This is a genomic window from Trabulsiella odontotermitis (assembly GCF_001297775.1).
GTDB lineage: Bacteria > Pseudomonadota > Gammaproteobacteria > Enterobacterales > Enterobacteriaceae > Trabulsiella > Trabulsiella odontotermitis.
The window spans coordinates 62,865-76,541 of sequence record NZ_LIFX01000010.1 but is presented as its reverse complement, the minus strand read 5'-3'; the positions used below and the strand labels follow the sequence as shown (position 1 = coordinate 76,541).

The 13,677-nt window shown below is 59.6% G+C and carries 9 protein-coding genes; 1 reads left to right on the top strand and 8 read right to left on the bottom strand.

Annotated features, from left to right (window positions below; translation table 11 throughout):
- Positions 1-84: 84 nt before the first annotated feature.
- The gene (gene pbpC / locus AOY23_RS14155) at positions 85-2,409 is read right to left on the bottom strand and encodes a peptidoglycan glycosyltransferase PbpC (protein ID WP_054179417.1); all 2,325 of its coding nucleotides are present in this window, start codon (positions 2,407-2,409) and stop codon (positions 85-87) included.
- Between the two features lies 1 nt (position 2,410).
- Positions 2,411-7,390, bottom strand: coding sequence for an alpha-2-macroglobulin family protein (locus AOY23_RS14150; protein WP_054179416.1), 4,980 nt, complete (start codon positions 7,388-7,390; stop codon positions 2,411-2,413).
- A gap of 216 nt (positions 7,391-7,606) precedes the next feature.
- On the opposite strand from AOY23_RS14150, the gene sseA reads away from it, so the two are divergent.
- Complete coding sequence (sseA, locus tag AOY23_RS14145) at positions 7,607-8,452, top strand: 3-mercaptopyruvate sulfurtransferase (protein WP_038157068.1); 846 nt, start codon at positions 7,607-7,609, stop codon at positions 8,450-8,452.
- A gap of 71 nt (positions 8,453-8,523) precedes the next feature.
- Here the strand turns inward: sseA and sseB are convergent, their stop codons facing one another.
- The 6 genes from sseB to hscB all read right to left on the bottom strand — a co-directional run bounded on the left by sseB (position 8,524) and on the right by hscB (position 13,626).
- Positions 8,524-9,300 carry an enhanced serine sensitivity protein SseB gene (gene sseB / locus AOY23_RS14140; RefSeq protein ID WP_054179415.1) on the bottom strand — a complete coding sequence of 259 codons (777 nt, stop codon included), beginning with the start codon at positions 9,298-9,300 and terminating at the stop codon, positions 8,524-8,526.
- Positions 9,301-9,370: 70 nt separating this feature from the next.
- Positions 9,371-10,654, bottom strand: a complete 1,284-nt coding sequence (pepB, locus tag AOY23_RS14135; protein WP_054179414.1) for an aminopeptidase PepB — start codon at positions 10,652-10,654, stop codon at positions 9,371-9,373.
- Positions 10,655-10,706: 52 nt separating this feature from the next.
- Positions 10,707-10,907, bottom strand: a complete 201-nt coding sequence (gene iscX, locus AOY23_RS14130; protein ID WP_003860650.1) for a Fe-S cluster assembly protein IscX — start codon at positions 10,905-10,907, stop codon at positions 10,707-10,709.
- Position 10,908: 1 nt separating this feature from the next.
- A complete protein-coding gene (gene fdx, locus AOY23_RS14125) occupies positions 10,909-11,244 on the bottom strand; it encodes an ISC system 2Fe-2S type ferredoxin (RefSeq protein WP_038157075.1) in 336 nt (111 codons plus the stop codon).
- A 1-nt stretch (position 11,245) separates the two neighbouring features.
- Complete coding sequence (gene hscA, locus AOY23_RS14120; RefSeq protein ID WP_054179413.1) at positions 11,246-13,096, bottom strand: Fe-S protein assembly chaperone HscA; 1,851 nt, start codon at positions 13,094-13,096, stop codon at positions 11,246-11,248.
- Positions 13,097-13,110: 14 nt separating this feature from the next.
- Entirely contained in the window at positions 13,111-13,626 is a 516-nt protein-coding gene (hscB, locus tag AOY23_RS14115; RefSeq protein WP_054179412.1) for a co-chaperone HscB, read from the bottom strand.
- Positions 13,627-13,677 lie beyond the last annotated feature (51 nt).

The window sequence follows — 13,677 nt, the reverse complement described above, 5'->3', positions numbered from 1 at the left end:
GTCCTTGCCTATGGATTAAGATAACATTTTTTTAAAATGAGACGAGTTTCAGCAACAGATCACACCGCGAGAGCAAAAAATGGTCTATTGCAGCGTGAACGTGGCGGTGACAGTTTGCCCCGCCTCGTCCATCACCAGCAGCTGATAATCACCCGGGTTTTCAAGTAATAACGTGGTACTGACGCCCGTCTCTTCCAGCGGTTCGCCGTTGACAAACCACCAGCGTCGCCCCTCGCCGCCGCTGGTCTGCAATACCAGCGACACGCGGCTTGCTCCCGGCAGGCGTTTGATAACTGCGCCGTTGCGTACGCCCGACAGCACCAGCGGCGCGACGTTTTGTTGCTGCAATGGCGGGCAATCCGCCGACGGTGCAGGTAATCGCGCCGCACGCCGTTCACTCGCAGGTAGCCAGGGCTCTAACGGTAACGGCCAGACTTGCAACATTTTTTCTGTCGCGTCCGGGCAGTCCGCCGCTACCCGCTCACCTTTCGCGTTCACCCACACCGGGAAATGGATCCCGCGCATTCCTTCCTGCCCCGGCAACAACAGCGTCGGTGGCTGGCTGTTGTCCACCAGCCAGGTGGATAACCGACGCCGACAGTTACTGTCGCCATCCGGCAGCGTTTGCCCGCCCGGCCAGCACACCGTGGCCGCGCTTACGGTCGACGGTCGCGGATCTTCCGGCAATCCGCCTTTGATGACCGACGCGCGGGAAAGCAGCAGGTTATTGACCTGATTCAGTAGCGGCACCGCGCTGGCGAAACCGAACTGCCCGACGACAGGTGTGCCGTCCGGGCGCCCGGTCCAGATGCCAATCACATAACGCGCATTGACGCCAATCGCCCACGCATCACGGTAGCCGTAGCTGGTACCGGTTTTCCACGCCAGCGGAACCGTTTTTGGTAGCGAGGCATCCGGCAGCGGCTGCTCTTCTCCGGCGAGAATGCGGCGAATAATCCACGCGGAGCCGGGGGAAAGCAGCGGACGCTCACGCAGCGGATCGCTGGCGAGCAGGCGTAGCTGCCCTGCTTTTCCGTGCCGGGCAAAGGCGCTGTAAGCGGCGACGATATTTTCCAGCCGCGCGCCCGCACCGCCTAAAATCAGCGACAGATTCGGCTCAGCCCCGGCGGGCAGGATCAGCGGCAGTCCCGCATTCCGCAGGCGACCAGCAAACTGTTTCGGGCCGTAGGCTTCCAGTACCTGCACGGCGGGCAGATTCAACGAACGTACCAGCGCATCGCTCATGCTCACCGGGCCATGAAAACCGCTGTCAAAATTGCCGGGGCGATAGTCGCTGAAACGGCGCGGCACGTCCTGCAACAGCGAGGCCGGGTGGATCAACCCGTCATCCATCGCCAGCCCGTAAATAAAGGGTTTCAGCACCGACCCTGGCGAACGCACCGCCGACACCATGTCGATATGCCCAAAACGGTTGTTGTCGTTGATATCCACCGAGCCCACCCAACCCCTGACTTTCATGCTGGTATGATCAACGACGATAATCGCCAGCGAGCTGCGCGGCGGCAGGCGACTTTCCTGATTCAGCGCGATCTCTTCCAGCTGGCGTTGCAGACTGGCATCGAGGGTGGTGACGATTTTCGTGCCCTGGCTTTTCGTCAGCACACGGCGGGAAAACAGTGGCGCCAGCTGCGGCATCTGCCGGGGCGCGAGCCATACCGGCTCCTCACGCGCTTCTTTAACCACGGTGGCTGACCACACGCCCTGCGTCAGCATGCGGTCGAGCACTTTGTTACGCGCCGCCTGTGCGCGTTGCGGCCAGCGATCAGGACGCAAGCGGCTGGGTGCCTGCGGCAGAACCGCCAGCAGCGCTGCGTCGGAATAACTGAGCTGCGACGGCGGTTTACCCAGATAGGACCAGCTTGCCGCGCCGATCCCCTGCAACGTGCCGCCAAACGGCGCGCGGTTGAGGTACAGGGTGAGGATCTGCGGTTTCGACAGGTGCCATTCAAGTTGCAGGGCGCGCCACAACTGGCGGAATTTACCGCTGAAAGTGCGGGGATGCGGGTCGAGTAGCCGCGCCACCTGCATGGTCAGCGTACTGCCACCGGAGATCACCCGTCGGGCGGTGAGATCCTGCCAGGCCGCGCGGGCAATGGCGAACGGATTGACGCCGGGATGATCCCAGAACCAGCGATCTTCATACTGGATCAGCGCGTCAAGATAACGGGGAGAGACATCGTTGAGGGTGACCGGATAACGCCAGATCCCGTCGGCGTCGGCAAAACGCCACATCGGCGTGCCGTCTTCCGCTACCACCACGCGCGCGGGCGCCACTTCGTTAAGCGGCAGCGGCCACAGGCGATCGGCGGCAACGATCAGCAGCCAGGCCATCAACAAAAATCCCGCCAGCCAGAGCCAGCGGGTCTTTTTCACGGGCAAAAAACGCATGTTATGGTGCGACGATCAGTGGTCCACTGCTCTGACCGTTCGCCCGCCACTGCGGAACATACATTGATTCCACCTGCGGGGCGGGAACCTGATACGTGCCCGGCGTAACGGCGCGCGCCAGGTAAACCAGCGTCACAGGCTGTCCTTCATTCACGGCGACGGCCGCGACAAAGCGGTCATCGCGGAACTCGATATGCTGAATATCAGCCTGTTGCATCTGGTTAAGCAGGTTCTGCACCTCGGCACCGTTATCCTCCAGGCTGGCGCTGCTGTTCGCCAGATTCTGGTTTTCCAGCTCCAGTCCGGCGGGCAGTAAATCCACCACCAGCGCATCCGGCACGTTCTGGTTTGCCGTCACCTGCAGATGCACCAGTACCAGATCACCGCTACGCAGCGAGGCTATCGTTTTCGGCTGCCCGTCGGTGCCGAGGAACTGGCGTTCAATCTGCAGGACGTTGCTGTAAGGTTGCGGCGCGTTTTCCGGATAACCGGTACTGTCGAGGCGCACCCACAGCGGCTGTGTACCAGCATTAGCCACCTGCAGTGCCGCCAGTTGATCGCTGGTCAGATTGCGCATTTGCGCTTTCTCACCGCTCAGCGGCTGCGCATCAAGAGACGTTTTCGCCTGCCAGTGGCCCGGGAAATCCTGCAACCCTTTCGCCGCCAGGAACAGGGCGTTCATCTCCTGCGTTGAGAGCCAGCGCTGGCCGAAGGCCTGTTCGGAAAGCGTCACGAGCAACGCATTTTGCGCGTCAGGCCGGACCTTGTTTTCCTCCAGCAGATTGAGCATCAGCGCATTGTCGCGCAGCGCGCTACCGTAATCGGCCATCCAGTGTTGTTTGTCCTGCCGCGTGGTGGTTAACGCCTGCGCGATCGCCCCTTCGCTGCGCGGTCCGTCACCCATCGCTTTCAGCGCCAGACCGAGCTGCATCAGCGGGAGACCGGCGTGCGCCTGGTTGTGACGCTCCCAGATTTCACGCAGTGCGCCGAGCGGCGCTTTCTGCTGACGCGCCAGCACCAGCGCGGCATAGGCCTGCACGGCAAAGCGGCTTGCCGGAACATCGTCGCTGTAGCGAATGGTCATCAGACCCGGCTCCTGCAGATAGCGCAGCAGGCGGTTATTGCCCTGCGTCAGCGCCTCTGCGGGTACGCTGTACCCCTGCTCACCCGCGCGTACCAGGAAATCCATCACATAGGCCGTCAGCCAGTACTCTTCCGGGCCTTCTTTGTCCCACAGGGCAAACCCGCCGTCGTCACGCTGCATTTGCAGCAAGCGCGAGATACCGATATCCACCGCTGCGCGACGTTTTTCGTCGCTGTCGCCGACAATGCCGAGATTTTTCAGTTGTGCCGCGTTGGTGTACAGCGACGGGAACAGCCCGCTGGTGGTCTGCTCCAGACAGCCGTAAGGATAGGCCTTCAGTTCACGAATATAACGCGCAATGTTGAGCGGTGGCTTACCGCTCAATAACAACTGTCCTTCGAGCGTCGTGGGTGAAAAACCCTCAAGATGGTTAGGCGGCGCAGTCCAGCTTTCACCCGGTTGCAGCGCGCCCCACGAACTGACGGTTTCAGCCGGGAACGCCGGACGCACGCCCAGTTTCCACGTTTTATTGACCGGTGCCAGTGTTTCACCCGGCAGATTCAGGCCGGTGATCACCGCACTGAGTACCCCGTCGCCAAAACCCTCTTTTGCCCGCACCGGCACAAACAGCGTGGTACGCACGCCCGGTGCCAGGTCGACTGGCTGCGGCTGCGCGCCTTCCATATCGATCAGCCCCGAAGCGGTAAGCTGTACGTTGAGTGTCTGCGGCGCATCGGTAAGGTTTGTGATATCAAGCACCAGTCGCGTCGTATCGCCACTGGCGATGAAACGCGGCATACTGACCTCGGCAATCACCGGCGCGGCAACCACCACTTTGCTTTCCGTGCTGCCAAAGTCGTCGTCGTTCCACGCCTGCGCCATGACGCGCAGTTCACCGTTGAAATCGCCAATCGGTAGCGTTACGGTGCCTTCGCCGTTGTCGTCAAGCATCACCGGCTGCGCCTGTTGCGCGACGATATTCACGTGGTTCACCGGCGGTTTACCGCCACGTTTGAGTTCGTCGCCATCACCACCAAAGCGCAGGCTGGCAAGACGCCCCTGCCCTTCGATGACCTGACCGTAGATATCATAGATATCAGCCCCATAACGTTTCTGCCCAAAGAAAGCGTTCCACGGATCCGGCGTGACGTAGTCGGTAATATTCAGTACCCCGCTGTCCACCGCGGAGAGCAGCACGTTAACCTGCTTCGGCGTGACACCCTCTTTTACCGTGGCTTTCACTTTCACCGTCAGCGGCTGATTCGGACGCATTTTGGTCGGGCTTTCCAGCGCGATGTTCAGGCGGCGGTTTTCATCGCCCAGCGGCAGATGCAGCAGGCCCACCGCGCGTTTTGGCGTCGCGGATTTTGACTTGTCGCCCGGGCGGATCACCAGCGTACTGAGGTAAATATCATGGCGATTCCAGCGCTTATCGACCGGAATGGAAAGATCCATGCCCCCCTGAGGGACGTCAATCTCCTTCCACCACAGCGGACCTTCGCTTGATTCCACCATCGCGTAACCCTTACCGGCAGCCGGTGCCGCGATGTTCAGTTTGATGGTATCGCCAGGTTTATAGGCGGGTTTATCGAGCTTCATGGTCACGCGATCCGGGCGGGCGGCGCCGGTGCCATCGCTGTTATCCTGCCAGCTGTACCCGGCCCAGAAACGCACGCTGCTAATAGTATCGTCAGGCGCTTTCACTTCCAGACGGTAAGACCCCCACTCCACCGGGAACGAAACTTTGCCGGTTTCATCGGCTTGCAGATCCAGCGCCTGCTCGCCTTCCACCAGATCTTTTTGATCGAACTGCGACTGCCAGCCGTCACTGTCAGACCAGTTCCAGTAGTAATCACGGCGCTCGCGAATCAGGCGCACCTGCAGGCCCGAAACCGCCAGCTTTTTCCCCTGCGCATCAACATAAACAATGTCGAACGCGGCGTTGCTGTCTTCATCCACGATGGGCTGATTCACGGTGGTGTCGGTGCGATAGTCATAGACCGCTTTGGCCGCAAATTCAGGGCGGATCCCTGGCAGCGCCGTTGCCGGCCAGATGGGCTGTTCAGCGCGTCGCGTCACCGGACGCCCGCCAGACTCCAGCAGACTCGCCTGCAGTACCACCTGCAACGGCGAATGGCTTTCTTTCCACTGGCTTTCGGTGCTGACTTCGCCACGCCCGGTGTCATCCAGCTTCAGTTGAATTTCATCCAGCGTACGGGAGAGGTTTTCCTCGGCGATATCACCAAACTGGAACCCAGGCAGCGCAGGCACGGCCTCACGCAGCGGGCGCAGGAACAGCTTGCCCTGCAACGCGTTGCCGTTGGCGGGCGCGCCGTAGAGGTAGTAACCGGCGACCTCAAATTTCACGTCATCGGCCGGAGACAGCGGGGTTTTCTGCGGCGTCAGGTTGAGCGCCATTCGCTCCGGCATGAAGTCTTCGACGTGGAAATCCCACGCCCGTGAACGGTTATCGCCCGTGTTGGCACGGATCTGCCACATGCCCGTGGCGGCCCCACTGTCGAGAGGATACGTAAACTGATAAAGACCATTAACCGGTTTGCTGACTACCGTGCGGATCACCTGTCCGTCCGGCTTCACCACTTCCAGTCTGACCGGCTGTTCCGCCAGCGGTTTGCCGTCGCTGTCACGCAGCAACCCGTTGAGGATCACCGTTTCACCGGGACGGTAGAGATCGCGCGGACCAAACATGAAGAATTGCTTGCTGTAACCCGGCGCGCCCGCGATGGAAAACTCGGCGAGATCCAGTGCCGGAAGTTTGAGATCGAGCATCGTGGTCTGGCCGTCTTTGCGGGCCAGCAGCAGAGCGGCGTCCTGATCGACCTTCAGCGTGACATGCCCCTGCGCGTCGCTGGTGGCCTGCGATATCGTCTGACCGCGGGTGTTCAGCAACTGCACATCAATACCGGGCTGCGCCGCGCCGTTTTCCAGGCTCTGGGTAAACACATCGAGGCGATCATGGTAGCGATGCGCCGACACGCCAAGATCGCTCAGCGTAAACAGCGTCGCGGCATTGCTGTAGTTGTAATGCCCGGCCTGATTCATCACCGCGACATACACGCCAGCCTGTTGCAGCGGCTTGATATCACGCAGCGGCAGCAGCAGTTTTTCCCGCGTATTGCGCTGCGGGTTGAGGTCAAAACGGCCGGTATAAACCAGGTCCGCCATTTTCAGAAGCTCATCAGACTCCCAGTTGGTCAGCGCGTTGCGGTATTCCCACTGGCTGATAAACGAGGCGAGCAACTCCGGCTTGATACGGAAGAAATTCACATCAACGTTATTGACGTTGAGCGCCATGACCGGCAACCCCTCCACCACTTTTCCTGGCAGCAGCGAGCCGCGGCTGGCAAACCCCACACTCGGTTGCACATCCCGGGTGTTGATGGTTTTTTCGATACTAGTGCCGAGCGTGGCGTTGTTCAGCGCCACCAGCCCGGGATCGACAGTCAATAACAGCTTACGTTTCGGTTCAAGGTGACGCAGACGCAGCTCTTTCAGGTTCGGCGACAGCTCCCATGCGCCATCTACCTTACCGCTGGTTTTATCGACCAGATGCACATTGCGGGAGAAATCCTGCTCCGGCTGTAGCGGCACCGAGAAGGTCAGCACCAGCGTCGCGGCACCATCCATCTGCACTTCGGAGGCGTCCAGCATGGTGAGCGATTTCCCCTGACTTTGCGCGGTCAGTTTCGCCAGCGTCGCGCTGTCGGGTTTCGCGGGCGTTTGCGCTGCGGGTTTTTCCGCTGCCGGGGCTGGCGTGGCGGCAGGCGTGTCCGAAGACGATGGTGTCGCTTTCGGCGCATCATCGTTGTCACACCCGGAAAGAGAGAATACGGCAATCAGCGCCAGCGAGAGCGCCGCTAAACGTAACGGTTTCATCCTGTAACCTCGGGTTATTGAGCCGGTTTGATGTTTTAACTCAGTATTATGCGTGAATCCCGCTTTTACCAGTAGCAGCAATCCTGTCAATTTCCGGCCTTTTTTCAGTCTGGCGACGTCATCTGTGTGACCGCATAGCGAATTAGCGGGTTGCAGGCTTGTCGATATTCAGAAAAACATCGACAATTCGGGGGTGATATTTTGCGGGAGGCAACCATGACGACTTCATACTTTGTCGCAGCCGACTGGCTGGCCGAGCATATTAACGATTCAGATATTCAGATCCTTGACGCCCGTCTGGCCCCTCCGGGCCAGGAGCACCGTGACATGGCCGCAGAGTACCGGGCGGGTCATCTTCCGGGGGCGGTTTTTTTCAATATTGAAGCCCTTTCCGATCGAACCAATCCTCTTCCTCATATGCTGCCGCGCCCGGAGGCGTTTGCCGTCGCCATGCGCGAGCTGGGCATCAGCAACGACAAACATCTGGTGGTGTATGACGAAGGCAATCTCTTCTCTGCGCCGCGCGCGTGGTGGATGCTGCGCACTTTTGGCGTTGAGCGCGTGTCGATTCTGGCAGGCGGGCTCGCGGGCTGGCAGCGCGATGATCTGCTGCTCGATAAAGGCGACGTTACCCTGCCGGAAGGTGATTTTGAAGTCGCCTTTACCGGCGATGAAGTGATGCGGTTGACCGATGTGTTGCTGGCAAGCCACGAAGGCTCTGCGCAGATTGTTGATGCGCGACCAGCACCTCGTTTCAACGGGCAGGCAGATGAGCCTCGTCCGGGGCTGCGTCGCGGGCACGTTCCTGGCGCGAAAAACGTGCCGTGGGGCGATCTGGTGATTAACGGTGAACTGAAAACGACTGACGAGCTGGAAGCGATTTTCGCCCGTCAGGGTGTGGATTTGCACCGTCCGATCATTACCAGTTGTGGTTCCGGTGTGACCGCCGCCGTGGTAGCGCTGGCGCTGGCGACACTGGAAGCCGATGAAGTCGCGCTGTATGACGGCTCCTGGTGTGAGTGGGGGGCGCGGGCGGATCTCCCGGTTGAACCGGCGAAGTGATTTACCCGGCGGCGCTACGCTTGCACGGGCCTGCGAGTTTTGCAGGCCGGATAAGCGTAGCGCCATCCACGTCAGATGATGCGATTGGTTTTGAAATCACGCAGGAAGCCGCCCCAGCGGCGTTCATAGAACGGTGTGATGTGTTCGGTAATAAAGTGGCTGATGCCCTTCTCACCTTTCACCACCTGGCAGATATCAATCGGCTCATCACCCGGCAATGTGTCAGTTGCCACACTGCCTGCGGCATGAATGATCTCTTCGATATCACCGTCTGCTTCAATGCCAATCAACAGCACCGGCTGCTCGTCCGCAGTCTCTCTGAGGGAACACAGAAACGCGCGTTTTACCGGCTTGATGGTTTTAAACAGCGTGGTCAGTGAGTCGATCATCTGCGCCGGCGGTTCAGCCACTTCCGACAACAGTAACGACGCTCCCCCTTCCCGCACTTCCTGCGTGTGCAGCGGATGACCTTCGTCGCCAATTAACAGGCTGATTTCCCGCGGCGTGAACTCTTTCCCGGTTGGCAGTTTAGCGTTGAGAAACAGGGTTTCGCCAAGCGTCATTTCAAACAGAGTACGCACCGGCATGACAACAAAAGCCTGTTCCTCTTCTACCGCCTGTTGTAAGGCGTCGAGCGAGGTGAAGAACGGGATCACCGTCGCGCCATCGTCTTTTTCCCAGTGCTGTAAATCCAGCGCGCTGTCTTCCACCACGGCGTCGCCTTCTGCCGCAGTGCCAGGCACCCAGACAGTAGATTCCAGCAGCGTACGGAAAAATGCCGGGCGATGCGCCGGTTCGGTGGCCGCTTGTTCCAGCAGGGTTTCTAATTCGTTTTTGGTTTCGGACATAGTTTCGCTATTCAGAAAATGCCGGGTGGCGCTACGCTTACCCGGCCTACAAAACCTGCGCTTATCCGGCCTACGCCGTCAACAGGTTCGCAATGGTGCGCACGCCGAGACCGGTCGCGCCCGCCGCCCATTGCTCTACCGCCGCTTTACGATAGGTCGCCGAGCAGTCAATGTGCAGCCAGCCTTGCTGATAGTTCTCCACGAAGTGCGACAGGAAACCGGCGGCAGTGCTGGCGCCAGCCGGGAACGCCGCGCTGGCGGTGTTGTTCAGCTCAGCAAAATTGGACGGCAGCTGATTGCGGTGGAACTCCGCCAGCGGCAGGCGCCAGAACGGTTCGTTCTCTTGCGCAGCGCTCGCCATCAGGCGGTTCGCCAGCGCGTCATCAAAGCTGAACAGCGCGTGATAATCGTTGCCCAGCGCGGTTTTCGCCGCCCCGGTCAGCGTCGCGGCGTCGATCAGCAGTTCTGGTTTCTGGGCAGACGCGTCGATCAGCCCGTCCGCCAGCACCAGACGGCCTTCGGCGTCGGTGTTCATCACTTCGACGTTTTTACCGTTACGGTAATGAATGATGTCGCCAAGTTTGAAGGCGTTGCCGCTGACCATGTTGTCTGCGCAGCAGAGGTAGAGTTTGACGCGTTTGTTGAGGCCACGGGTAATGGCAAACGCCAGCGCGCCGGTCACCAGCGCTGCGCCGCCCATGTCGGATTTCATCGAATCCATGAACGCGCTTTGTTTGAGGCTGTAACCACCGGAATCAAAGGTGATGCCTTTACCCACGAGGCAGGCAAACACCGGGGCGTTTTCATCGCCGGTCGGGTTGTAATCGAGCGCCAGCAATACCGGAGCACGCTCGGAACCGCGTCCGACGGTGTGGATCCCCATGTATTTCTGTTCGCGCAGATCTTCACCTTTGGTGATGCGGTAATGAACGTTGTCGCAGGCCACGTTGCACAGCAGATCCACCGCGCGCTGCGCCAGTTGCGACGGCCCTAATTCTTCGGCCGGTGCGTTAATGGTGTCGCGTACCCAGTCGATAATCAGCAGACGGTTGTCCAGCTCCTGACGCTGTGCGTCGTCGAGATCAGCCCAGTCAATCTGACGGGTGCCTTTCGGCCCTTTGTACCCGGCCCAGAACGCCCAGCAACGATCGGTGTCCCAGCCTTCGCCGGTCAACGCAACATGTTTGATGCCCATGCCGTCGATTTTGCGCGCTGCGCGCTGGATCAATCCGGTATCATCTTTGCCATTCAGGTGCAGGGTAATGCCATCGTTGTTGATGCTGTAGCTGGCTTTGTCACCCCAGCGCGCATCGGCAGGCTGGGTCGACAGCGTAATCTTCATCGCTTCTGTCATTGTTGTATCCTTCTTTAGCAAGCGGGCCGCCCAAAGGCAGCCCACACTATTTTCATTCTGCTTCGTCTAACCAGACTAACAGAATCGCTTCCAGAATTTTTTCATTGGATGCGTTGGGATCGTCGTCGAAATCTTCCAGGTCGCAAATCCACTGATGCATGTCGGTGAAGCGAACGGTTTTCGGGTCGAGATCCGGGTTGGCATCGTACAGCGCCTCGCCGATTTCACGGCTGTCGGTCCATTTCAGTCCCATATTAGTGCTCGCGTGCGTGGTTGATAGTATAACGCGGGATTTCGACCACCAGGTCTTCATCGGCAACGCGCGCCTGGCAGCCTAAGCGGCTTTCCGGCTCCAGACCCCAGGCTTTATCCAGCATGTCGTCTTCGTCTTCGGTGCTTTCCGCCAGGGAGTCAAAACCTTCACGGACAACGCAGTGGCAGGTCGTGCAGGCGCAGGATTTTTCGCAGGCGTGTTCAATCTCAATGCCGCTACGCAGGGCCGCATCAAGGATAGATTCACCGGTCTCAGCTTCCACAACTGCGCCATCCGGACAGAGGTCCTGATGAGGCAGAAAAACAATCTTTGGCATATTAAACCTCGTCCACGGAATGGCCTTTCAGCGCGGTACGAACAGATTTGTCCATCCGGCGAGCAGCGAATTCCTGGGTTTGTTTGTCTACGTTTTTAATGGCTTGTTCGATAGCGTCAGTGTCATCACTCTCCGCCACCGCGCGCAGGTGCGCAGAGGCATCGTCGATAATCTGACGTTCTGCGGCGCTTAACAGCGCGGCATCGGCAGCAAGCGCGCCATGCAGGCTTTCCAGCACGCGTGCAGCCTCCACTTTTTGCTCAACCAGCATGCGTGCTTTCACGTCCTGCCCGGCAAAGCTCATGGAATCCTGAATCATTGAGGCGATTTCGCTGTCGGTCAGACCGTAGGACGGTTTCACCTGAATCGCGGCTTCGACGCCAGTGGATTTCTCCATCGCCGAGACGCTCAGCAGACCGTCGGCGTCCACCTGGAAAGTGACGCGAATATGCGCACCGCCCGCCGGTAATGCCGGGATCCCACGCAATGCAAAACGCGCCAGCGAACGGCAATCCTGCACCAGCTCGCGCTCGCCCTGCATGACGTGGATAGACATCGCCGTCTGCCCGTCTTTAAAAGTGGTGAATTCCTGCGCGCGCGCCACCGGAATAGTGGTGTTACGCGGGATCACTTTTTCCACCAGACCGCCCATCGTTTCAAGGCCGAGGGAAAGCGGGATAACGTCCAGAAGCAGCATTTCGCTGTCCGGTTTGTTACCCACCAGAATGTCGGCCTGAATGGCCGCACCAATGGCGACCACTTTATCCGGGTCAATCGTGGTTAACGGCTGGCGACCAAAGAATTCGCCTACGCGCTCACGCACCAGCGGCACACGCGTCGAACCGCCCACCATCACCACTTCCAGCACCTCGTCAGCCTCAACACCGGCATCTTTCAGGGCGCGGCGACAGGCCAGCAGCGTGCGCTTGACGAGGGAAGCAATGAGTTCATTGAACTGTTCGCGGGTGACGGTGCCCGTCCAGCCCGCCACCGTCACGGTGGTTTCGTCGGCATCGCTGAGGGCGATTTTCGCGGCGGTTGCCGCATCAAGGAATTCACGCTCAACACGGGCGTCACTGCGATCACGCATCCCCGCCTGCTCGCGCAGGTGATCCGCCAGCAGGTGATCGAAATCATCGCCGCCGAGCGCGGAATCACCGCCAGTCGCCAGCACTTCGAACACACCGCGGCTCAGGCGCAGAATGGAGATATCAAACGTGCCACCGCCGAGATCGTAAACCGCAATCACCCCTTCCTGACCGGAATCCAGGCCATAGGCAATCGCCGCCGCGGTCGGTTCGTTGAGCAGACGCAACACGTGCAGCCCGGCCAGACGCGCGGCGTCTTTGGTGCCCTGGCGCTGCGCATCATCGAAATAGGCAGGAACGGTGATGACCACGCCGTCCAGTTCGCCTTCAAGTGTGGCAGTGGCACGCATCGCCAGCGCTTTGAGAATATCAGCGGAGACGCGAACCGGGTTAACCATCCCCGACGCGGTGTGGATCATCGGCAGGCCGTTTTCGCTCGCCTGCAACTGGTACGGCAGGTGCGGGTAACGCGCCTGAATGTCGGCAAGGGAGCGGCCCATCATGCGTTTGACGGAGCTTATGGTGTTAGCGGGATCCTGCGCGGCAGTAGCGCGGGCTTCATAGCCAACAAGGTGCGCGTCTGGCTGGTACCGGACCACCGACGGCAGCAGATGGCGGCCGTTGTCGTCGGCCAGCGTTTCCGCCTGACCGCTACGTACGGTGGCCACCAGGGAATTGGTGGTGCCTAAATCGATGCCCGCCGCCAGACGACGCTGGTGCGGCGCAGCACTCAGACCAGGCTCACTAATTTGTAATAAGGCCATAATTGCTTCCGAAATTAAAAATCGAGCAGCTTTTCTTCGAGTTGTTCAGCACTGCTTCGCAGTTTATCGAGAAAGCGGAGTTTACGCACGGTATCCGCCGCCGCGTCCCACGCCTCGCTATCGAGTTGCTCCACCATCAGCTGGTGGCGGGTGTCAAACATGCCTTTCACCCGTTTGATAAACGCCTCAAGACGGCGCTCGTCTTTTGCCTGCTCAATGTCGTCAAGCTCTTCGCGCAGTTCGAGTTGTTCCATCAGAAACGCCGTGTCGCGCACGGTATGCTGCTCACTCGCCAGATCAAAGCCGTGCAGGGAGAGCAGATATTCAGCGCGCGTCAGCGGATGGCGCAGCGTCTGCCAGGCCTGATTAATGGTGGCGGATTGCTGTACAGCGGCAAGCTGTTCAGACTGGGAGTGGCTGGCGAATTTGTCCGGGTGGAACTGGCGTTGCAAATCCTGAAACCGGGTGGAGAGCTGTTGCGCGTCGAGCTGGTAGCGGGCTGGCAACCCAAAGAGGGTGAAATAATCCATAACAATCTCAGGGTTAACGTGGTAAAGCAAACCCCACTCACGCAGGCGCGG